Origin of the sequence: Chryseobacterium camelliae, assembly GCF_002770595.1 — a bacterium.
Classification (GTDB): Bacteria; Bacteroidota; Bacteroidia; order Flavobacteriales; family Weeksellaceae; genus Chryseobacterium; species Chryseobacterium camelliae.
In genome coordinates, this window is the sequence record NZ_CP022986.1 from 900,914 (window position 1) to 923,035 (window position 22,122).

At 40.1% G+C, this 22,122-nt stretch carries 18 protein-coding genes; 12 read left to right on the forward strand and 6 right to left on the reverse strand.

Annotated elements, in window-relative coordinates; translation table 11 throughout:
* Positions 1 to 21: 21 nt before the first annotated feature.
* Both CGB83_RS04130 and CGB83_RS04135 read right to left on the reverse strand, forming a co-directional pair.
* Complete coding sequence (locus CGB83_RS04130) at positions 22 to 483, reverse strand: hypothetical protein (RefSeq protein ID WP_100074659.1); 462 nt, start codon at positions 481 to 483, stop codon at positions 22 to 24.
* A 168-nt stretch (positions 484 to 651) separates the two neighbouring features.
* Complete coding sequence (locus CGB83_RS04135) at positions 652 to 1,257, reverse strand: recombinase family protein (RefSeq protein ID WP_100074660.1); 606 nt, start codon at positions 1,255 to 1,257, stop codon at positions 652 to 654.
* 360 nt (positions 1,258 to 1,617) lie between these two features.
* Here CGB83_RS04135 and CGB83_RS04140 point away from each other — a divergent pair, with 360 nt between their 5' ends.
* The 3 genes from CGB83_RS04140 to CGB83_RS04150 all read left to right on the forward strand — a co-directional run bounded on the left by CGB83_RS04140 (position 1,618) and on the right by CGB83_RS04150 (position 3,554).
* Entirely contained in the window at positions 1,618 to 2,064 is a 447-nt protein-coding gene (locus tag CGB83_RS04140) for a hypothetical protein (protein WP_100074661.1), read from the forward strand.
* Between the two features lie 152 nt (positions 2,065 to 2,216).
* Positions 2,217 to 2,984 (forward strand): hypothetical protein, encoded by a 768-nt coding sequence (locus CGB83_RS04145; protein WP_157761305.1) that lies wholly within the window; start codon positions 2,217 to 2,219, stop codon positions 2,982 to 2,984.
* A 12-nt stretch (positions 2,985 to 2,996) separates the two neighbouring features.
* Complete coding sequence (locus CGB83_RS04150) at positions 2,997 to 3,554, forward strand: DUF6705 family protein (RefSeq protein ID WP_157761307.1); 558 nt, start codon at positions 2,997 to 2,999, stop codon at positions 3,552 to 3,554.
* Positions 3,555 to 3,847: 293 nt separating this feature from the next.
* On the opposite strand, the gene CGB83_RS04160 is transcribed toward CGB83_RS04150, so the two are convergent.
* Positions 3,848 to 4,135 carry a hypothetical protein gene (locus CGB83_RS04160; RefSeq protein ID WP_100074664.1) on the reverse strand — a complete coding sequence of 96 codons (288 nt, stop codon included), beginning with the start codon at positions 4,133 to 4,135 and terminating at the stop codon, positions 3,848 to 3,850.
* A 758-nt stretch (positions 4,136 to 4,893) separates the two neighbouring features.
* Here CGB83_RS04160 and CGB83_RS04165 point away from each other — a divergent pair.
* The 9 genes from CGB83_RS04165 (at position 4,894) to CGB83_RS04205 (ending at position 14,714) form a co-directional block, all read left to right on the forward strand.
* Positions 4,894 to 5,430, forward strand: coding sequence for a peptidoglycan-binding protein LysM (locus CGB83_RS04165; RefSeq protein WP_100074665.1), 537 nt, complete (start codon positions 4,894 to 4,896; stop codon positions 5,428 to 5,430).
* Positions 5,431 to 5,629: 199 nt separating this feature from the next.
* Positions 5,630 to 6,175 carry a peptidoglycan-binding protein LysM gene (locus CGB83_RS04170; RefSeq protein ID WP_100074666.1) on the forward strand — a complete coding sequence of 182 codons (546 nt, stop codon included), beginning with the start codon at positions 5,630 to 5,632 and terminating at the stop codon, positions 6,173 to 6,175.
* Positions 6,176 to 6,328: 153 nt separating this feature from the next.
* The gene (locus tag CGB83_RS04175) at positions 6,329 to 6,874 is read left to right on the forward strand and encodes a peptidoglycan-binding protein LysM (RefSeq protein ID WP_100074667.1); all 546 of its coding nucleotides are present in this window, start codon (positions 6,329 to 6,331) and stop codon (positions 6,872 to 6,874) included.
* Between the two features lie 186 nt (positions 6,875 to 7,060).
* Entirely contained in the window at positions 7,061 to 7,606 is a 546-nt protein-coding gene (locus CGB83_RS04180) for a peptidoglycan-binding protein LysM (protein WP_100074668.1), read from the forward strand.
* 76 nt (positions 7,607 to 7,682) lie between these two features.
* The gene (locus tag CGB83_RS04185) at positions 7,683 to 8,483 is read left to right on the forward strand and encodes a fimbrial biogenesis chaperone (RefSeq protein WP_228420089.1); all 801 of its coding nucleotides are present in this window, start codon (positions 7,683 to 7,685) and stop codon (positions 8,481 to 8,483) included.
* An 11-nt stretch (positions 8,484 to 8,494) separates the two neighbouring features.
* Positions 8,495 to 11,296 carry a hypothetical protein gene (locus tag CGB83_RS04190; RefSeq protein ID WP_228420091.1) on the forward strand — a complete coding sequence of 934 codons (2,802 nt, stop codon included), beginning with the start codon at positions 8,495 to 8,497 and terminating at the stop codon, positions 11,294 to 11,296.
* A 10-nt stretch (positions 11,297 to 11,306) separates the two neighbouring features.
* Positions 11,307 to 12,743: a hypothetical protein gene (locus tag CGB83_RS04195; protein WP_100074669.1), complete on the forward strand. Its 1,437-nt coding sequence runs from the start codon at positions 11,307 to 11,309 to the stop codon at positions 12,741 to 12,743.
* A 604-nt stretch (positions 12,744 to 13,347) separates the two neighbouring features.
* Entirely contained in the window at positions 13,348 to 14,070 is a 723-nt protein-coding gene (locus CGB83_RS04200) for a sensor histidine kinase (protein ID WP_228420093.1), read from the forward strand.
* Positions 14,067 to 14,714, forward strand: a complete 648-nt coding sequence (locus CGB83_RS04205) for a response regulator (RefSeq protein WP_100074670.1) — start codon at positions 14,067 to 14,069, stop codon at positions 14,712 to 14,714. The genes CGB83_RS04200 and CGB83_RS04205 overlap by 4 nt, the downstream gene beginning before the upstream one ends.
* 181 nt (positions 14,715 to 14,895) lie before the next feature.
* Here the strand turns inward: CGB83_RS04205 and CGB83_RS04210 are convergent, their stop codons facing one another.
* From CGB83_RS04210 to CGB83_RS04220, 3 genes are all read right to left on the reverse strand, one after another.
* Entirely contained in the window at positions 14,896 to 18,231 is a 3,336-nt protein-coding gene (locus CGB83_RS04210; protein WP_228420095.1) for a response regulator, read from the reverse strand.
* 296 nt (positions 18,232 to 18,527) lie between these two features.
* Positions 18,528 to 20,741, reverse strand: coding sequence for a TonB-dependent receptor (locus CGB83_RS04215; protein ID WP_100074671.1), 2,214 nt, complete (start codon positions 20,739 to 20,741; stop codon positions 18,528 to 18,530).
* A gap of 250 nt (positions 20,742 to 20,991) precedes the next feature.
* Complete coding sequence (locus CGB83_RS04220) at positions 20,992 to 22,101, reverse strand: alkene reductase (protein ID WP_100074672.1); 1,110 nt, start codon at positions 22,099 to 22,101, stop codon at positions 20,992 to 20,994.
* Positions 22,102 to 22,122 lie beyond the last annotated feature (21 nt).

Sequence of the window (22,122 nt, forward strand, 5' to 3'; positions counted from 1 at the left end):
TACCATTTTTTGATTTTAAAATCAATTAAAAAAGTTTTCCGGCCATAATTCTTCGGGTAAATAATATCTAATCATTTCAGCTTCTCGTTTATAACCTCGAGCATCTAGCTCTCTCAAAAAATATGGTAAAGGTGGAATATTACTTCTATAAACATCAGTGGATAATGTTGACATTCCGCCGCCAGATAAAGTTGATAAACCGCCACCCCGCAATGTGGATAAACCTCCGTATCTTAATGTAGAAAGTCCACCGTATCTCAATGTTGATAACCCCCCATAACGTAAAGTAGATAATCCTCCATTTCTTAACGTCGACATTCCACCACCTCGAAGTGTAGACAATCCGCCACCTCTCAATGTCGACATTCCACCATCACGTAATGTTGACATTCCACCACCTCTTAAAGTCGATAATCCACCACCTCTTAATGTACTTAGATTTCTTGGCCAAGTAATTAATCCTTCGATAATTGGTTTACTCATAATTAATTTTTATTATTTTATATTATTACTTCCTAAAATCACACATGGCATTATTCTTTTAAAAAACTTTGCTCGCTTAGAAAAAATCTATCTATAGATCAATTCACAAACATAATAATAAGAAATATTTCATATTTACGGCAATCCGTATTTATACTGAATTTAGTATTATTTTCTGACTGCCATCTTCTTTATTTCTTCATCCGTATGATTATCCAAAATTTTAGCATACCTATAAAATGTTGCCCTTGTCAATCCAAACGGTTTATAAATTTCTTCCGGACGTTTCGTTACATCCTTATATATATTACGTAAAAGCAAAAGTTTGGAAATTGTTTCTTGAGTATACCCTTTTGGTCTTCCTCCTAATCTACCTCTTGCCCTGGCAGATTGTAAACCGGCATTGGTTCTCTCCCGGATCAATTCCCGTTCATATTCAGCAAGTGATGCCATAAGATTTAAAAAGAGTCGGCCATTTGCAGTAGCAGTATCTACTCTATCAGTTATACCTTTTATAATAATACCCTTATCATTTAAACTTAGAACAAGGTCAATGATATTTTTTAAGCTTCTTCCTAAACGGTCCAGTCTCCATACATAAAGTTCATCACCTTCTCGAAAGTGTTCAATCATCTTATCAAGCTCCGGACGATTTTTTGTTGTACCGGAAATTTTCTCCTGGTAAATTTTTTCGCAGCCTGCTTTTTCAAGCGCTTCAATTTGTAAATCTAAATTTTGGTCTTTAGTCGAGACCCGGGCATATCCTATTTTCATAATTTGTTACATTAAACTCATACTTTGTAAAATTATGAAACTTTGTTTAATGACACGACATATTGAGAAAACATACTAAAAAAATAAAGTGATTAAACCCGGCCACTTTAAAAATCTTACAAAACCACCGTTTTATTAGATATTAAAAGAAATCTATAGATAAAGATGAAGACCTGAAATAAAATTTCAGGCCTTTTATATTTTTTTATAGTACAATAATAAAGCGCAATGAATAGTAGGACACTTTCTATGCAAAGACACCTTTTTTTTCCTAAAAAGTAAAATTCATCTAATTTTCTTTACATTTTATAAGATATAATTTTAGTAATTTTGTAATTAAAATTATAAAACGTATAGCCAATGAAACAAAAATTAATTCTGAAAGCTTTCATGCTTTTAGCCTTTCTCACCCTGGTACATTCCTGTATCCATGATGATCTCAATTCCGGATCTGATCCCGGTAATCCTTTATCATATGACGCTAACAAGGAATATCAATCAAAAAGCCCCTGGAAAGAGGATGAAAAGTATATCAAAAATGTAAAAGCCGTTTTTGATGCGTATGCGGATAAGAACTATTTTAGCGCAAACTCCGGAACCATATATTGGGACTACTCGGTGACGATGGGAACAGAGGAAACTTTTCTGGAAGCACCGGTAATTAAAAATGGAAAGGTAAACTATATCCTTGTCGTCTATAAAGAAGGAGACCGGGTATTCTTCAAACGAAAAGATGATGAAGGATCCAAAAAATTCTTCAGCGCCTTAGTTTTTTATGACAGGACAAAACTTACAAATTCAGATTGAATAATCCGTTAAGCCATCAGGCAAAAGGAAGATGCATAACGATTGAAACCACCTGGACGTGGACCAATGAAGTTACTGGCGCTATTGAAATGGAGACGACTTACAGTGAAATGTACTGCACTCCTTCCGGACCATCCTTACCCTGCCAGAGCGTGGAAGTAAACGGGAACTGCGGTGGTTCCACTGGGGGTAATGGCGGTTCTGGCGGTAGCGGTTCAGGAGGAGGGGGATATCCCTATACTCCGGAAATAAAGCAGCTGGTCGATAATTGTAAGATAGTTAAAGACCAAACTACAAATACAACCTTTAAAAGCAAAATTACAACTTTAGAAGGCAATACAGGATTAAAAGGTGAAACAGGATATATCCAGCGGACTGATGGAAACTACACCTACAAAGATACGGCAGGGCAAACGGAAAATTCCAATACCTTATCCTTACCTAATTCAAGCTTACCGGAAAATAAAAATATAATGGGGTATTTACATACCCATCCAAATGATTATACCTATACAGATTCAAACGGTGACGAAATTAAAAGGAATGGAATCAAAATGTTTTCCCCGGCTGATATGTGGTATTTTATGGATATGCTAATGAACGCACAGGAAGCAGGCAGGCCATTAACGGATGTTTATTCAGTTATGGTTTCCAGCTCCGGAAATTATCAGATCCGCTTTACCGGAAACCAGTATCAGATAAAAAGCTTTACAAAAAAACAGATCGAAGATTTTAAAATTAGTTATGTAGATTACATGAGTAAATATGAAAATGACTTAGAAAGTGGATTTCTAAATTTTATCAGTGAAAAAATGAACATTAAAGCTATCAATCTATACAAAATGGATAAGAATGGTACCAATTATGAAATAAAATTGACTGCAGAGAAAACTAAAACAACAACTGGCTGTCCAGGTTAAAAAACAAAAATTATGAAAAACATATTAAATATTATTGGCCTAATCCTATCTACTTACTTTACCGCACAAACAGTCTCACTTGAAACAATGGCTCAATGTATACCAGGAAGTTGCCCTACAACTACCTATGTGAAAGATGTTAATAATCTGCTGGATAAATATGTCGGAACCTGGAAAGGTTCACTTAATGGCAAAAACTACGAATTCAATTTTATTAAAAGAGAAAATTTCGGATTTGAAGATAACTTAAAAAGAGACAGATTAATAGGTAGACTAAAAATCACAAATTCCAATGGAATTGTTGAATATGATAATTTTGCTAAGCAAGATAATAAATTAGACTTTTATGGGATGAACTTTCAAAAGGACTTGAAAGTTTATTTAGTGTATTTTAGTGGAGGGAAAATTGATTGTATAGATTCTGGTTATACATATCTACGAATAAAGCCAGAGACCCCAAATAATATGAGTATATTATTTTTACCGGATACTGATATTGTTACTCAGGATTGCACAAACTTTAAAACTACAATTCCAACAGAAAAACTTATTAATTTAATAAGACAATAAAAAGACATATTGAATAACTCTACAAAAATTAAAAATGAGGATGTCCAAACTTTAGGACATCCTCATTTTTTGTTAAGATTATTTCTGAAAATTTTAAAGATCGTCATAGAAGCCGTTTAGTAAAAGGTCATACATTTCTTTCGAATTAGTAGTTTCTGAATAAGCTCCAATATAGGTTAAATCTCCGTTTATTCGTATATATGTGCCGTACGGGGCAAATTCTCCACTTTCAATTAAAAATAACTCTGTACCTATTCTTTTATAGCATCAAGTAGTTTTTTAGCAGTATTCATCTAATCTTCTACCAGATTTAAAACTTTCCAATTACCATCTTTAGATAGCCATACCCATAATTTATTAAATGTATAATTTCCGTTTTGATAGATAACTTTTTCTTCAATTAATCGCTGATCATCTTTTTCTTCTAATATAGTAAAACACCTTTCTATATTTTCAAAATTTGGAAATTCGCCTGATTGACAAGTTTCTATTAAAGATGATTTTAGTGCTTGTGATACTTTACTTATTGTCTCTTCGGTAATAATTGCATCTCTTTCTTTAAGTAAATTTTCTGCTTCCATTTCAGAATCTTTAAAAGCAATAATACCTTCTAAGTCGTTATTTGAATAATAATTTTCAATTCTAATAATTGTACCTTCCGGAGTTGATGAATCAGGCTTGAAAAAATCATTTCTATCATCAATTTTAACTCCAAAATCAATATCAAAATTTATTTTAGCTTCATCATTAAGAGTATCTCTATAATGTCGTATGGTATAACCACCATTTTAATTACAATTAAATGTATAAAAGCTTAAATGTTTCTTTTCCCCGCTTGCAATGCAAGTATTATACTCATGCATTTTTTCAGCAAAAAATATAGATACGGAAGACACTAAATAACCTTTTTTCTCCCTGTATCATTGAATAAGTACAAAAGGCCATAAAAAGAGCGCAGTATCTGGAAACTTCTACTCTACTACATCAATTCCTATAAAGCAGATCACAGATCCCAAGCTACCTTTCCCCAAGAGAATAGTTACCCCATTACTACATCAAAGTATTGTAGATACACCTATCTGATCCTATCCTACAGTGCCGCCATCTCCTGAATGATTCCATGCATCTCTTCCGGAAGATACAGTTGGTCCGGTTATTGATTTCCATGCTCCGATTTCAATGTATAAACCATTGAAATTGATTATTAACAATTAGTTAACAAATAACAACAAAAGCTATTGATATGTCAGATAATAGTGTTAGATTTGATATAAATGATATTTATAAATGTAATTTAATTTTTACTGACAGCATATAACACCTTTAAATTTATCACATCATGAAAAATCAAATCATTATCGCTGCATCATTTCTGGGAGCCATCGTTTTAGGAAATCACCAGGTTCTGGCACAAGGTCAGGCTACTACCTCCGTCAACATTAATTTAGCAGATGTTATTTCAATGGATATTGGATCTGTTGCTTCAGGAGGTACTGTAGATTTTAATTATGTGAATACAACCGACTATAATTCTTCAAAAAGTGTGACGGTACCGAATAGTTTAATCATCATTTCATCCAAAAATTTCGATGTAAAAGTAAAATCTGAAGGCGCAAACTTTGTGAACGGCGCCAATGTCATTCCTGTAGATGTATTACAGGTAAAAGCCATAGCAGGCGGAAGTTTAACGGGAACCCTGAATGAGGTCACCTTATCTGCAGCCGATCAGGTCCTGGTCAGCAACGCAAGTCCGGGGGCAAAACAATCTTTAAATATCGCCTATTCTATTCCGGCAGAAAAAGCATCCAAGGTACTCCTGGGAAAACCTAAAGGAACGTACATGCAAAAAATAACGTATACTGCCACTGCATTATAAATAAATACCAATCTTATTATACGCCCTCAACACTTCTCAGTGTTGAGGGTTTTTCTTTTAAACCCAATGAATCATCCTGTAGTTATTTTACTACATCAACTTCCATGTTCCACTACAAAGAAACTTTTATGGCCGCCGTAGATTTGTATTGTTCAAAAGAGGACAATTAATCAGGAATAAAAAATAAAATAATACGATCATGACAAAACAAATCGCCATCGCAGCCTTAACGATCACAGCTTTCATCTTAGGAACGAATAATGCCCAGGCTCAGAATACAACTGCCACCACTACGGTAAACATCACCCTGAATGATGTCATCTCTATCGATGCGGGAAGTACGGCCATCGGGAATACGGTAGACTTCAACTATGCTACTGCAGCGGATTATAACTCTGATCAGACGATTACCAAAGCCAACTCTTTAAAAGTAACTTCAACGAAGAACTTTAATGTTAAGGTAAAGGCAGGAGGGGCAAGCTTCGTTAATGGAACCAACCTGATCCCTGTCAATGTCCTGACCATCAAAGCCGCTACCGCTTCCGGAACTATGGGCGGAACAAAAAGTGCTGTGGTTTTATCTGCAACGGATCAGACTTTAGTCTCCAACGCTCCGCTGGGAAGCGCCTTAACCCTGAACCTGGACTACACGATTCCAGCGGCGAAATCATCATCTTCCGATATCTTAGGTAAACCGGCCGGAACATATACACAAACCGTAACGTATACTGCAACAGCTTTATAATAAAAAACACAGCAAATTTATATAAGCCCTCAACACTTTATAAATATTGAGGTCTTTCTATTGAAATCAAACGAATATTCTATCGTTATTTTACTACAGGAACGAGTTCAAAAGAGGGTAATTCAACAAGAATACAAATCAACTATTAAGATTATGACAAAACAAATCGCCATTGCAGCCTTAACTATCGGAGCTTTCATCTTAGGAACCAACAATGCCCAGGCACAAAATATGACTGCAACCACCACCGTAAATATTACCCTGAACGATGTCATCTCAATCGACGCGGGAAGTACGGCTATCGGGAATATCGTTGCCTTCAACTATGCCACTGCAGCGGATTATAACTCTGATCAAACGGTCACCAAAGCCAACTCTTTGAAAGTGACTTCAACCAAGAATTTTAATGTTAAAGTAAAGGCAGGAGGCGCAAGCTTCGTTAATGGAACCAACCTGATCCCTGTTAATGTTTTGACCATCAAAGCCGCTGCTGCTGCCGGAACCATGGGCGGAACAAAAAGCGCTGTAATTTTATCTGCGACAGATCAGACTTTAGTCTCCAATGCTCCGCTGGGAAGCGCACTGACCCTGAACCTGGACTATACCATTCCAGCCACAAAGTCATCATCTTCTGATATCTTAGGTAAACCGGCCGGAACGTATACGCAAACCGTAACGTATACCGCAACAGCTTTATAATAAAACACGGTAATTATATATACAAGGCTGTCTCAAAAGTGAGTCAGCCTCTTTTTATGTATATCCAATGAATCGTCCTGTAGTTATTTTACTACATCAACTTCCATGTTCCACTACAGAGAAACTTTTACCGCCGCCGTAGATTTGCAGTATACAAAAGAGGATAATTAAATAAAATTAAATATCATGAAAAAACAAATCGTAATCGCAGCCTTAACTTTTGGAGCCATCATCTTAGGAACGAATAATGCCCAGGCTCAGAATACTACTGCCACCACTACGGTAAACATCACCCTGAACGATGTCATCTCTATCGATGCAGGAAGTACGGCCATCGGGAATACGGTTGACTTCAATTATGCTACCGCAGCAGACTACAACTCTGATCAGACGATTACCAAAGCCAACTCTTTAAAAGTGACTTCAACGAAGAACTTTAATGTTAAAGTAAAAGCAGGAGGAGCAAGCTTTGTCAACGGAACCAACCTGATCCCTGTCAATGTTCTGACCATCAAAGCCGCTTCTGCTTCCGGAACTATGGGCGGAACAAAAAGCGCTGTGGTTTTATCTGCAATGGATCAGACTTTAGTCTCCAACGCTCCGCTGGGAAGCGCCTTAACCCTGAACCTGGACTACACGATTCCAGCCGCAAAATCATCATCTTCTGACATCTTAGGTAAACCGGCCGGAACGTATACACAAACCGTAACCTATACCGCAACGGCTTTATAATATTTTTTTTAGCCAATAAAGATTCTATTATTGTGTTTTTCAGTAGTTTTGCAAATCTTTATTAAAAATTTACACCATGCGCACATTCATCCACCTTTTCATTCTCTTTATCCTTGCAGGATCTTCCACAGTTCTGGCACAAAGCATCTCTATGTCGCCTACCCGCCTGTTCTTTACCGGTAACCCGGGAGAAAAAGTAACACAGACCGTTACGCTCCAAAACAGCTCGGATAAGGATTATGTTTTTAATCTGAACTATAAAGATTGGGCCAGAGAAGAAGACGGAAATAAGGTTTACCTTGATGCAGGCAGTTCGAAAACCTCCAATGCTTCCTGGATATCCACCTTAGAAAACACGGTAACAGTTCCTGCGAGAAGTACCAAGGAGATTGCAGTAACCATGCAGATCCCGGCCAACGCATCCCAATCTGCCGTTACGAACAGCATGCTGTTTTTCACCCAGCTTCCTCAGCAGGCAGATCAGGCACGTATTCAGAACGGTATTGGTATCATCACCTTATTTGAGGTGGGGCTCCACATCTTTTATACTCCGACGGGGAACCGTGTAAAAAGCCTGGATATCACCAATATTGCAGAGGTAAGCAGTGGGAATACAGCAAACAAGAAAGTCGCGGTAAGCATCCATAATGACGGGAACACCATCAATGATGCCAGCGTTGCGTTTGAACTTACTGATACAGACAGTGGTAAGGAAATAAAATTACCTGCCATTTCCATTTCCATGCTTCCGGATACCCAGCAGACCGTTCAGTTTTCTTTACCGGAGAACATTTCAGGGAACTTCCTCGGGGTGGCGATTATCAAAATGGCAGAATCCAATGATGTACGCGTAGGCGAAAAAAACTTTAAATTTTAAAAAATTCAGTCTTGAAACCACAAAATGGCATATCGATATCAGTCCTGAGGAGAACAATCTTATGCTTTGCATTTGTTCTCCTGCACTCTTCCCTGGCCTTTGCGCAGGAAAAGAAGGATATCCGGATCCATTTTGAAAATGACAATGTGGCTGTTGAGAAGGGATCTACTTTTACTAATTTCCTGGTTATTGAGAATACAGGTCAGGAAGGGGTTACCATTCAGAATATCATACCTGGCGAACAATATCCCGGATTACTTTTCTATCCCCAAAACAGCTTTACATTAGGAGCAGGTCAGTCTAAGAATCTTCCTGTGAAACTGATCGCCAACGTGGATTTCATGAAACTGAGATCCAATGAGGTCAGATTCCAGGTTTCTTACACTACCCCAACGGTCACCGGAAATGGAAGTGCCTCATTCTTCGTTAACAAAAAAGAGAATAAAAACATCGCTATTTATACGGCCACCTATGAAAATTTCATTAATCCTGCTGCCCCCGAATCCTCCATCCTGCTGATGGTAGAAAATCAGGGCTACAGCAAACGGACCGTCAGGATTGATTTGCAGTCCATTCCCGATGGTTTGGAAATGATGCCCAACCAACCGACCGTCTCTCTGGAAGGTTTGGAAAAACAAACGGTAGAGATCAAAATCAGGGTCAGGAAACAGAATACACTTTATCCGGAATTTAATATCAATGCAACTGCCACCGACCTTCTTGACAATACCATCGTGGGAAGCAACACGCTCAACTTAGTCATTCTATCCCACAACAGACAAATTGCACGGGGAAACGAGGCGATGAACGGAAGTAATTTTGCGGAAATGAGCTATAATGAAAACAGCTCAGGCTTTAATTTTCTTCAATTGAGGGGAAATACAGCATTCAGCGTGACCGAAAATTTGAAATCGCGCTTCAATATGGGTGCGGATTACTATCTTGACGGCCGTTATAATGTGTATGATACCTGGCTGGAACTGCAGAGAAAAAATACGGTATTACGCGTGGGCAATGTAAACAGTAACGATTACGACTACCCGGTTTTCGGGAGAGGCGGGAAAGTTGCCACTCAGCTGGGTAAGAATAATCAGATTGAAGTTCTTGCTCTGGAAAATAATTATAACCTCTACGGTACGTATTTCCAGCAAATAAAAGGATCTACCATGGCGGGGGCCAAATATGGCTTTGGGAATGGAAAAACTTTCAATGGGAAAGTATCCTACCTATTCGACCATGATCCGCGCTTCAACGTAGACACCCAGGTGGCCAACGCGGTATCATCATTTTTAATTAATTATAAGCATACCATCCGGGCGGAGATGGGACTGAGCCACGAAAAGGGGCTTTCCAACAAAGATGAAAACGAAGGCGCTTTAATGGGAGCCCATTACGAGGGAAAAATAGGAAAATGGGAAATACAGTCCGTTAATTCCTTCGCCACCAAAAGCTATGCAGGGATCAAACGGGGATCTTTGATCTCCAACCAGCGGATCAGCCGCCAGTTTTCGGATTCCCGGCGCGCTTTCATACAATACCAGAATTCGCAGGTAGACCCTGAGTTCCTGAGTTTCCAGAATGCACCCATCCAGGCTGGAAATACGGCTAACCTGCGGTATTATTTCAACAGTACGGAAGCTTTGGCGTCAGGGTACCAGTTTTCTGTAAAGAATTGGAATTTCCTGCTGTCTCCCAGGATTGAAAAGCAAAAAACAGCCAGTTTTTATACCTCGCATGAGCTTTTCTCATACCGGCTGGAGACCAACATGAGCACTACATTGGGCGCTCACACACTGAACCTGACGGCTGAATATTCTTATTCAAAAGCGGATAATAACCCGGACTGGTTCAACAGCCTGAAGACAACTTTATCTTACCGGTATAAATCCTTCTCCCTCAACGGGACGGCGCAATGGAACGCAACCAATGTCTTTGATTTAACTTCTTATTACAATACAGACCGTAATTTCGCCAACTACAATGTATACGCTTCGTATAATTTCCAGATGATGAATCATAATCTGACCGGAGCTTTTTCAGCCGGAGCTTCCTATTCGGAACTTTACAAAAACCTGAACAGCAACGTGAGCGGGAACCTGGAATATAAGATTTCGCCATCCTGGTCCACTACAGGGTATGTTAATTTTTCCGGGTACAAATCGACGGCTGAGTTTGCAAGCAGCGGCGGTTATTACCAGTTCAGAGTAGGGATTAAAAAATATTTTACTACCGCTACGGCCTTTGGAAATCATAAAGTGACGCTCCAGTTGTTTGAAGATAAAAATTCCAATGGACTCCTGGATGCCGGCGAACCGGTCCTTGCCAATGAAATAGTGAAACTGGACAATTTTGTTGCCTTAACCGACAAGAACGGAAAAGTAGTTTTCCAGAATGTGCCTGAAGGAATGTACACCCTGAAGGTGAACGAAAGTGCGGGTGCCCGGTTGATGATGGATCCTGTAATGATGGTCAGTAACAATATCAACCGCAAGGTAGGCCTGGTAAAAAATATCAGGGTAAGCGGGAAACTAACAGAGGTAAAACAGGCCTACGATGATCTGGAAACGGATGTAACCGGAATCGTGGTGTACGCAAAAGGTGAAGATGGTAAGATCTATACCGCCGTGGTGAACCAGAAAAATGAGTTTGAGTTTTTCCTGAAAGACGGAATATACAACCTCTATATTGAAAATGACAAATACAGCTATATACAACCCAACCAAACGATTAAGGTGACAAAAGAAGGGTATTCACAAACCGTAGTTTTTGAATATAAGAAGAAAGACACCGTGATAAAGGTGAAAAAGTTTTAAATTTAAAAGTATGAAAACGATGAGGGCTTTTCTAATAGGAATTTTTATTGTGTTCTGCGGGTCTACAGCCACGAAAGCTCAGGATGTGTACCTTTCGATACCTGAAAACAATATTTTTAACAGGATTGAATTTACCTCAGTACCTACCAGGGTAATGACGAACGCGAACAGGACAAACTGGGATTATGTTTTTTTTGGATTTTCGCCTATAGCTCCTACATTTACATCTGTGTCCGGACCCTCTTTTACGCACGCTTCTTCCTCAGCGACTTTGCCCGCCTCCACTCTTCTGTGGCAGCTGGAAAGCATGGGCGGGCAGCTGCCGGCTACCGGATACTCGGGTTACTTACCCGGTTTTCAGTCGTTCAATACAAGTGCTGTGAGATGGTTTGAACCACCAGGATCCATTATTTTCGGCGGAGGATTCAACCGGGGGAATATCAATTTCACATTCAAAATACCGGCTGCTCAGTTTGCAGCCAATACCTTCAGGGCCGGAAATTATTCCATGGATATCAGTCAGAATTATTATGATTTCACGCCCCGTAACTTTAAAACGATTTTAGTCATTCCTTCATCCATCAGATGGATGACCACTTCGTTGACAAAATACATAGAAATATCTTCTTTAAATGATTACCGGATTTCCGGTAACCGGGTATTCAGCTTAGACAATGCGGAAATCGCACAGACCGTCGATTTTAACGTATGGGCGAAAGCTGCGGCCACCAATATTCAGTTCACTTCTTCAAAAGGCGTTCCCGGAACCAGAAATATAGGAACCCTCAAATTGGGCAGTAGCGGATCCACACTCACGACCAAAGCCTTATCTGCCGATTTTCAGAATTTTTCCGCAGCCAATTTCAGTGTGTCAGGTGGAAACCGAAACAGCTTCAGTCCGGAACTTTACGTATCTGCGGAAGATTTTAAAAACTTTTTTTTCGAAGCCGGAACGTATACGTTCGAATTGAACTTCAATGCCAGGAGTACAGACAATTCCATTAACAGTTTACAGAATACGGCAGTTCAGTTGAAAGTGCTTCCTCTGTCGGAGATCACCATCCCCGGTTCCGGGCGAAATGTAAACTTCAATTTCAATACCGCTGAACAGTATACCAATGGTCAGTCGCAAATGATTCCCAACCAAATTATCCTGTCCAATAATGAAAGTTTTGAGCTTTATGTAAAATCGGACGAAAATTATTTCAAAAAAGGCGGCCTGCAGACCGACATCAGTTCCAACCTGTTACAAATTGGCGTGGATGGAGGTTCTGCCAATGTTCCCTTATCCAAAACGCCCCAAAAGATACTCTCTAACGGAACACCGGTTCTGGACCGGGGGCTGAACGTAAGATACACCATTCCCCCTGCCGGTGCCCAAAGTCTGGTCGGGAAAGAAAATACCACCTATTCCGTCAATGTGTATTATAGCTTTACGGCAATTTAAACAATATCGGAGTCATGGAAAACAACAGCAGTAAAGCTTTGCTTTTGATCATGGACAAGTCCGAATTGATGGGACTGTTAGAGATGATCATAAGACTATTATGAATGGGGATTAAAACCATTTTAAAAATGAAAACAATATTTCGACGCTACCTTGTAGCGTCGATTTTTGTATTGTACAGACCAATTGACAGGATTCCTATGACGATTTTGAAACGGAAAACAGGCTTACCAATCCCATTCGGATGAAACATATATACGCGTTTTATCCACCTTAAAGAATCCGGAAACGAAAACCCCATATTCAGATGCCCTATCTCAATGGCATTGAATCAACTCAAAAAAAATAAAAGCCTTGGAAAAAATATCTAAATTCCTATTTTTGCATGAACGGCATTTCATCTTTGCCGTGAAGAACAAAAATGCCTTCAGGCCGGAATATCAGAACTTTTAATCAGGACTTTATCAAAACATATCCTATACCCTGTCTGATATCACTCAAAAATAGTTTGGCATGCAAACCGAAAAAAAAGCTAAATAATAAAGTGTTATTTAAAAAATATAGCATATTTTTAACTTTTGATATTGAATCCATGAATGATTGTATGAACGAACTACAATTAAAAATCGAAAGACTGGAAAACGAAATCAATTTTAAGAACGGATTGATCTCGATATTATCTCATGACCCAAAAGAACTGTTTGGAAATTTTCTTTGGCTTATAGAAGCGCTGGAAGAAAAGACGATCAGTGAGGAAGATTTTTTTAAGTTGCTGCCGCAGATCAAAAGCGATGCCCGGAAGAATCTGCAAACGGTGCAGGACAGCATTGCCTGGCTAAAAACACAGTACGGGGAGTTTAAGGTTAAACCTGTTACCATCATGGTGACGGATCTTTTTCACCAGCTGGAAGAAAACTATTCCACAAGATTAAAAGAAAAAAATATTACATTTCACTATAAAGGAGATCACAACGCATTTCTTATCACTGACCCACTGTTGCTCAAGTATGTATCGGAAAAAATCTTTGATAATGCGGTAAAATACTCCCTGCCGGGACAAGACATTTATTTAAACAGCATTACAGAAGGTGATCAGGTCATCCTTTCTATAACTGATTCCGGAACGGGAATGAGTGAAAAGTACATCTCTGGGATCTACACTTATGATAACCCCATCTTTCTGGGAACTGCAGGCGAGAAGGGAACTGGATTAAGTTTGAAAATTGTCAAAAATTTTATCTCCCTGATGCGCGGAAGCATCGAAATCATTTCGTCTGAAAGTAACGGCACAACCGTTTCTCTATTTTTACCTAAATTGAATGAATGAAGGATTTGAAATTAAATGTTCGTATTGTAGTAGCAGATGATCATGGTATTGTACGCATGGGGTTGATCCAAACGATCAGACGGCTCATGCCCGATGCCGTCATCTCAGAAGTAGAGGATTATAAATCCCTGTATAAACTCATCCTGAATGAAGAACTGCATCTGGCCATTCTGGATGTGAATATGCCTAATGGTACTGTGCAGGAAGCCATAGATTACATAAAAATTCATCAGCCTGAATTAAAAATCCTGATCTTTTCTTCACAGGATGAAGAGCTGTATGCAATGCGATACCTGAAAATGGGCGCTGGCGGCTATCTGAGCAAGCAGAGCTCCAGTGAAGTAGTTGAGGCTGCTTTAACGGCGATGCTCAGCAAGGGCCGGTATATCAGCGATCAGGTGAAAGAAGCGATCCTTTCGGAATCATTAACCGGCGCGGCAAAAAACTCTCCCTTTGAAGCACTATCAGACCGCGAACTGCAAATTGCCAATAAGCTTGCAGAAGGTCTTCCCCTTAAAGAAATTTCCAATCAGCTCAATCTGCATTCATCGACGATCAGCACGTATAAAAACCGGCTGTTTGAGAAGCTGAAGATACGGTCCGTACCCGAATTGGTGGAAATTCTCAGGATGTATAATCAGTAAACATTCGGTTGTTTTCCGCTTTTCCATCCCGAAGAATTGAAGGATCTGTTGTACATCATAATAAGGTTCTTCATTCACTCCACGGCTTCCTGGGAATGTTCCGTGAAATAACGGTGTACAGGCATAACAAAAGAATCAGCTCATCGTCTTCGGCCACCAAAATCAGTATGCTTATGTGATTTTAGTGTATTAAACCTTTAATTATTTCTGATCCTACTCTTATTTCTTCACTTATTTCCCCGTAAAGCGATGTAAAATCAGAATTCTTACTTAATTTTATTTCCCAATCCCTGGCACATTCCGCCAGTCTGAAAAGTCCTGCCGTTCCTGCCGTCCCCTTCAGCTTATGAAGGATCACCCCCATATCTGATCCGTTGTCAGCATCCTGCGCAATTTTAATGTCTTGCACTGCCTGATCCAGCTGCTGAACAACGAGGTTCAGAAACAGATTCCGAAATTCTGCATCATCGCCTATTTGTTCATTGAGCATATCCATATCAATGTATTGATCCAGAACATCCGTATGGGTAGTACCAACAGACTGACCAGTGACAGGAAAATATTTTTTCAGCATCGCTTCCAGATCATTTTGTTTTAAAGGTTTTGGGAGGAAGTCATCCATCCCGCTGGCCAGGCATTTTTCTTTTTCGCCCAGTACATTTCCGGCCGTAACCCCTATAATCGGAACGGTTTCATATCCCGGTAACAGGCGGATCTGTTTTGTCGCTTCCATACCGTCCATTACCGGCATCTGCACATCCATCAGGATAATGGAAAATTGTTTTATCCTGCACTGCTCCAGGGCTTCAAGTCCGTTTACCGCTTCTGTAAGATCAAAACGGGATGAAATTGCTTTCATCATCCTGTTGTTCAGGACCATATTGACCGGGTTATCATCCACGAGCAATACATCCATTTCCTGAAAATCAGATCCCTTGTCTGCCGCTGTATCTTTTACAACAGATTCATCTTTAAAATTATTCTTCTCCACACGATTGAGCGTTTTGTACAGTTCTTCGGATTTGATAGGTTTCATCAGGAAATAAGAATTATCTTCTTTCCGGAAGGAATTGATGACATCGTGCTCTTCGGAAGAAGTATGGAGAATGACCAGAGGTGAAACCTCGTTGCGCTGGCTAAACAGCTCTTTGATTTTATCTATAGTATCCAGGCCTGAGATCATCGGCATATGGTAATCCATCAGTATGACATCAAAACGTTCCCCTTTCAGTAGCATCTCCAGGGCTTCCGTACCACTGGCTGCAAGTACGGATTCTACATTTTTAAAGGCAAGCATATGCTTCAGGATGATTCTGTTTGCTTCATTATCGTCAACAATAAGCACCCGTTTTATCGAAAGAAGTTTGTTATCGTCTTTTATTTCGGATGTCTCATACGGAACCTCTATATCAAAGAAAAATACGGACCCTTTTTCCGGAGTACTGATTAAGGAAAGATGGCTCCGCATATACCCGAGAATATTGTTTGATATGGTGAGTCCAAGGCCTGTTCCTCCATATTGCTTACTGATCGAACTGTTTTCCTGCGTAAAAGCATTAAAGATATACTTTTGTTTATCCTGCGGGATTCCTATTCCTGTATCTCTTACTGAAAAACGTAATTTGATATTCTGATCGTCAATGTTCAACTTTTCAACCTTCAGTTCAATTTCACCTTCTTTTGTGAATTTAACCGCATTGCCGAGAAGGTTGATCAGGATCTGCTTCAGCCTGGCTCCATCCAGAAATAAAGTTTTCGGGAGTCCCGGCTCGATATTAAGGAGCAGCTCAATATTCTTTTTCTGCGACTGGTAAAGAATCACATTGATTACCTGGCTTACCATGTCGTAGACATCGTAAGGTTCTATCAGCAGTTCCAGCTTGCCTGATTCTATCTTAGAGAAATCAAGAATATCATTGATGATGTTAAGCAGGTTTTCCCCGGATTCATTGATGTAATTCAGATATTGAGTCTGTATTTCATTCAGCGGTGTCCTGAGAAGGAGGTCTGAAAAACCGATAACCCCATTTAAAGGTGTCCTGATCTCATGGCTCATATTGGCCAGAAATTCAGATTTTGCTTTGCTGGCTATGTCTGCAGTTTCCTTGGCATTTTTCAGTTCCTCATTGATTTTTACTGCCTGGGTAATATTCTGTACGGAAATAATGATGCCGCCTACTTCATCTTTTGCAAGGTACCAGGGTCCGACTTTAAGATCATAATGCTGAATTTCTTCTTTTCCTTCAACTTTTAGCGGAAAGTCGCCGTTGACGTACGTTTTTCCCAGCAGCGCATTCTTGTAAATCTCTTTTCTCTCTTCGGGAATATTGGGAGATATCGTTAAAAGATTGTGACCGATAAGATCTACATTATTCATACTAAATTCCTCTCTCCATCGGCTGCTTACCGCAACATAGTTAAGGTCCTTATCAAACATGGCCAGAGGAACAGGAACATCAGTGGCAAAGGACTGCATGATAGCCTCCTTCCGGGTCACTTCCAGAAACATTTTTTTTAAGGCATCAATATCCTGAATGGTTCCGAAGACCCTTTTGCAGGTGCCCCCTTCAAATTCGGGAATACCTTTTATTCTTACCCAGATCGCAACGCCGTCATTACGCAAAAGCTGAAGCTCCTCGTCAAAAGCAATTCCTTGCTGTATTGCATTGTTAAAGAGATCTTTTATTTTCTCTCCGCTTTTTCCCTGGTAAAATTCAAGGGCATTTTCAAAAGTGGGCTGGAAATTATGTTTTACTTTATGAATTTCTCTTGTACACTGAGACCAGAAGAGCTTTCCGGTCTCCCTATTGGCTTCCCAACCTCCCACCTGGGCTACCGAACTTGTTTCCTCAAGCATTTCCTTAGTGTAGGACAGATCTTTTTCCAGCTTATCACGCCGGATAAGATCAGATTTCAGTTGTATATACACAAAAACGGTGGTAACAATAGCTGCAACGGCAGAAAAGATGATGAATAAAACAGTCCAGTTGGAAGACCTGTTCAGATATTTATTTTTTATGGCAAGCTGAGCCTCCTCGTATTTTACAAATTTCTGAACCAGCTGGCGGCATTTGTCCATAGCTTCCTTGTCTTGCACAAGTTTATCCGGGGTTATTACTATTCCCTTTTTACGATTCTCAATAAGCAGGACATACCCTTTCATCATCATTTCTGAAGTACGAAGCAGTTCATTCAGGATGGTAACCTGATGTTTATCGTTGAGATTAAGTCTGTTGATGTTAGAAACCAGCAGCGGATATTCATTCCTCCCTTCATCAAAAGGTTCAAGAAAATTGTTCCGGCCCGTAAGCTGATATCCGCGATTGCCTGTTTCGGCATCTAACAGGGTATTTAAGACATCCTTTACCAAACTTATAGATTCCTTGCTTTTTAAGAAGCTTTCCCTGTTCTCCATCTGCTTCCGTATGCTGATATAAGATGCTGCAGAACTGGCAATCAGCAGTATCAAAGAAATTAATACTCCTATCTGAAGATTTCTTATAATTTTTTTCGGCATTAAAAAGCAGTTTAAGGATCAGGGATTAAAAGTAGGTCATTTTATAATGAGTCACAAATTAATTTTAAAAAATGGACATGATATACATCAATGGTCCTATTGTTAGTAGTGTAAAAAAAGGTATTTAACGAAAAATATTTGCTTAATCACCCTCAAAAATCCAATATTTTAAACTTAGCAAACTTGTGAATCATAAAAAGAGGACTGAATCAGCCCTCTTTTCAATTTTGTTATGCTTAGCTGTGCTTAACCAGCTTGCGCGAGCATTATACCCGTACGTCTTTTTACCATTTAAGTTAAAAACTAAAGGTATAGAAAATATTGAATGTCCTTCCTCTTCCTTTATAATTGAATAACTCCGGAAGGCCGTAAGAAGAGTACAGTACCTGCGAACGCTTGCTCCAGATAGTCTGATAATCCGTATTGAACAGATTCTGGATCCCCAGGTTGATTTTTCCCCAATGGAATTGATATCCCATCAGCAGATCAGAAGTATTATAACCCTCGATCTCATTACTGATATCATCCCTCAGTTTAAAGTTCTGCAGGGACTGGAACCGGAATGACCACCTGCTGATATTATATCCGATAAATGATACCAATTTCGAAGGGGAGGCATTGTAGATTTCCTGTTTCTGCCAGTCTTCTTTATTGTGTACCTGGGACTGAATCAGCAATCCGCTGGCTCCGAAATAGACGCCGTTATTCATGCTGTAGGAAATTTCGGCCTCAATTCCGGTATTTCTTAATTTCAGATCATTGACCAGGATCTGTAACGTAGTTCTGTCCACCGTAATATTTTTATCGGAAGCGCTCAGGAAGCCGGCAATTTGTGCCTTTAATCCGCCGCTGCTGATTCGGTACCCCACCTCAAACTGATTCGTTTTTACCGCCTGCAAAGGCTGTTCCTGTACATTGATGCTTGAAGTGATATCCCAGTTTCCGGTAGCGGTGTTAAGCTTATACGCCCCGATTCCATAGTATTTGGAGGGATCGGCTAAGCTTACCCCTTGGGAAAAGGTTCCCCAGACCTGATGTTTTTCGTTGAATCTATACATCAGTCCTGCATTAAATAAGCTTACATTGTAGGAACTTTCTCCTCCTGGAATGGCAGAGGCAGAGGCGCCGTATCCCATAGCGACTTGGGTCTGCTGCTGCGACCCCACAAAATCATCCACTTTAACATTAATAGTCTGATACCTTATTCCGCCGTTCAACTGTAATTTCGGTAACAGATTGTATTTTGCCTGGATATATCCTGCGTAACTTTCAGAATTGTTCGTAGGATATCTTCCGAGGCTGTATTTTGTCTGATTGACCAGGCCTCCGCTGGCCATGGTGAGATCCGTATCATATACGGATTGGTTTCCCTCAAACCGTTCCAGATCGACGTCTAGCCCATAGGTAAAGTTCAGGTTCTTCCATGATTTGGATAATAAAGCCTTAATCCCGGAATAAAAGGTATTTTGCTGGGAAGAAGACAGGTAGGAAGTATTAGCGGGTAGCTTTACCGTTCCGGGAAAAGGATAAAAGCCTAATTTCTCACCTCTTGTCGCGAACTGAACATACAGGTCCTGATTGCCCAGGATGCTGCTCCCCTTATACGTTACCGTTCCCATATACCGTTCCGTACCGATATTTTTATCGGATGAGAAACCATCTCTCATTTCCAGCAGGCCTGCGTTTTTTGTTGTAAAAGCGGCAATATCCGGACCTAAGTACAAGCTGCGATCGCCATTAAATTTGGAATTATAATACTGAAGAGAAGCGGTAACCGTATGATGGCGGTTGAACGTATATCCTCCGGTAGCAAGAATGTCCAGTGATTGGTTGTACTGAAGATCGGTTTGGGTAATATCTGTAAAAACCTGTTTCCGGTCTGCTCCGTACACCCCTCCATTCTGCTGGTAAGCAATGCCCAGCCTTCCGAAAAGCTTTTTTCCTTTTAAAGCTAAAGACTGCGCTGCGCGCAAATCATGATCCTCACCGCTTATGAAACCGCTGCGGAGGCCCACTTCCGTCTCACCGCTGATCCCAATTTTCGAAGGGATTTTAGTAATGATATTGATGATTCCTCCTGTTGCATTTCCTCCATAAATGGAACTTGCACCGGAAAGTACCTCAATTCTTTCGATATTGAAAGGATCGATTGCATCCAGTTGGCGGCTGATCATACGGATGCTGTTCAGGGACACCCCGTCAATCATGATTAAAGCAGACCGCCCGCGCATATTCTGTCCGTAATTGGTCCTGCCCTGAGGACCGATATCGATACCGGGAACCAGAATAGATAACATTTCTTTAATAGGAACCCCACTCTTGGCCTGTTCCTGGATTTTCTCCTTCTGAACGACCCAAACCGTTCCCGGGATTTCCGAAATTTTCGTAGGTTTCCTGGACGCTACAATAACTACGTCTTCAATATTTTTTGAAGCTAATGAATCTGTAGTGTCTTGGGAAAATACAAGACCTGAGATCAGCAAAACAACCTGAGTATAATATTTCTTCATCTTAAATCAGCAAAATTTTCGCAAAAATAATTTTTATTTAGAAGAAGTAAAAATAAGCAGGTATGATATTTTTCATTGATGGAATATTCATCGGTATGGTTGGCCTGCCCATTAAAGGCGCTACACCCTACCCTGATATACAATACATAAAATGCCTGAAAGCATCATTTTACTTTTGGGCATTTTATGTATCCGGTACTGCCTTTCTATCTAAAGCTGCTTTCCAAAGATGAACAGCTATTTAAAGGCATCAGATGGTCGCCTTAGGATAAGTAATGTATCCGTTTTCTTCCCCTGAATAATAGGTATTTCTGTCACTTTTTGCCAAAGGCACCCCTTGCTTAAACCTTTCAACCAGATCCGGGTTAGCAATAAAAGGCTCTCCGAAAGAGACCAGATCCGCAGTACCCTCTCTTAGAATTTCATCGGCACTATCCTTAGAGAAACCTGAATTGGCCAGAATCCTTCCATGGTAATGCTTCCGGAAATGAGCAAAATAATGATCCTGCAATGCTTCCACAGGTGTACCCGTCAGATTTTCTGACGGTCCTACGAGGTGTACAAAAGCCAAATTATAATCCTCCAGTTGATGTAAAATATACTGGAATAAAGCAATGGTTTCTTCATCCGGTTTCACAATTCCTACACTGCTTAACATCACAGGGCTGAACTTTACCGCGATACGGGTACTGTCCCAAACTTCAGTTGCTGCATCCAATATTTCAAAAATGATGCGGGCACGGTTTTCAATAGTTCCGCCATATTCATCCGTACGCTTGTTGGTGGCAGTACTGAGAAACTGTGGAATAAGCATTCCCGCGATAGCATGGATCTCAATACCGTCAAAACCGGCGTCTTTTGCATTTTTGGCAGCATGCTTATAATCCTCTATCGTATGACGGATCTCTGCGACCGACATTTCATGGGGTATTACCGTTTCTTTAAAACCTTCCGGAGTAAATGATTGTGATTCTATATTAACTGCCGACGGCCCGACAGGAAGTTTACCCCCTTGCAAATCGGGATGCGCTCCCGCACCGATATGACCTAACTGTAAAAAGATCAGGCCATCATGGTCATGGACCGCTTTGGTGACCGTTTTCCAACCTTCCACCTGCGCTCCTGTATAAATGCCCGGAACATTAATAAAGCCAATTGATTGCGGATTTACCCAGGTTCCTTCGGATAAGATCAACCCGGCAGAAGCACGTTGCGCATAATATTCAGCCATCATGGCCGTTGGAATCAAGTCCGGATTGGTAGCTCTTCCACGGGTTAAAGAAGCCATAACCACTCTGTTTTTTAATTGGAGATTTCCTAACTGATAGGCCTCCAGAAGAGGTTGTGAGGTAGTATTCATCTGTTCTCTGTATGTATTAAA

Coding starts and splice junctions, on each gene's coding strand:
- CGB83_RS04130 (WP_100074659.1), bottom strand. CDS start 483: ATGAGTAAACCAATTATCGAAGGATTAATTACTTGGCCAAGAAATCTA.
- CGB83_RS04150 (WP_157761307.1), top strand. CDS start 2,997: ATGAAAAACATATTAAATATTATTGGCCTAATCCTATCTACTTACTTT.
- CGB83_RS04185 (WP_228420089.1), top strand. CDS start 7,683: ATGCGCACATTCATCCACCTTTTCATTCTCTTTATCCTTGCAGGATCT.
- CGB83_RS04215 (WP_100074671.1), bottom strand. CDS start 20,741: ATGAAGAAATATTATACTCAGGTTGTTTTGCTGATCTCAGGTCTTGTA.
- CGB83_RS04165 (WP_100074665.1), top strand. CDS start 4,894: ATGAAAAATCAAATCATTATCGCTGCATCATTTCTGGGAGCCATCGTT.
- CGB83_RS04195 (WP_100074669.1), top strand. CDS start 11,307: ATGAAAACGATGAGGGCTTTTCTAATAGGAATTTTTATTGTGTTCTGC.
- CGB83_RS04200 (WP_228420093.1), top strand. CDS start 13,348: ATGAACGAACTACAATTAAAAATCGAAAGACTGGAAAACGAAATCAAT.
- CGB83_RS04205 (WP_100074670.1), top strand. CDS start 14,067: ATGAAGGATTTGAAATTAAATGTTCGTATTGTAGTAGCAGATGATCAT.
- CGB83_RS04220 (WP_100074672.1), bottom strand. CDS start 22,101: ATGAATACTACCTCACAACCTCTTCTGGAGGCCTATCAGTTAGGAAAT.
- CGB83_RS04160 (WP_100074664.1), bottom strand. CDS start 4,135: ATGGAAGCAGAAAATTTACTTAAAGAAAGAGATGCAATTATTACCGAA.
- CGB83_RS04140 (WP_100074661.1), top strand. CDS start 1,618: ATGAAACAAAAATTAATTCTGAAAGCTTTCATGCTTTTAGCCTTTCTC.
- CGB83_RS04170 (WP_100074666.1), top strand. CDS start 5,630: ATGACAAAACAAATCGCCATCGCAGCCTTAACGATCACAGCTTTCATC.
- CGB83_RS04135 (WP_100074660.1), bottom strand. CDS start 1,257: ATGAAAATAGGATATGCCCGGGTCTCGACTAAAGACCAAAATTTAGAT.
- CGB83_RS04210 (WP_228420095.1), bottom strand. CDS start 18,231: ATGCCGAAAAAAATTATAAGAAATCTTCAGATAGGAGTATTAATTTCT.
- CGB83_RS04175 (WP_100074667.1), top strand. CDS start 6,329: ATGACAAAACAAATCGCCATTGCAGCCTTAACTATCGGAGCTTTCATC.
- CGB83_RS04180 (WP_100074668.1), top strand. CDS start 7,061: ATGAAAAAACAAATCGTAATCGCAGCCTTAACTTTTGGAGCCATCATC.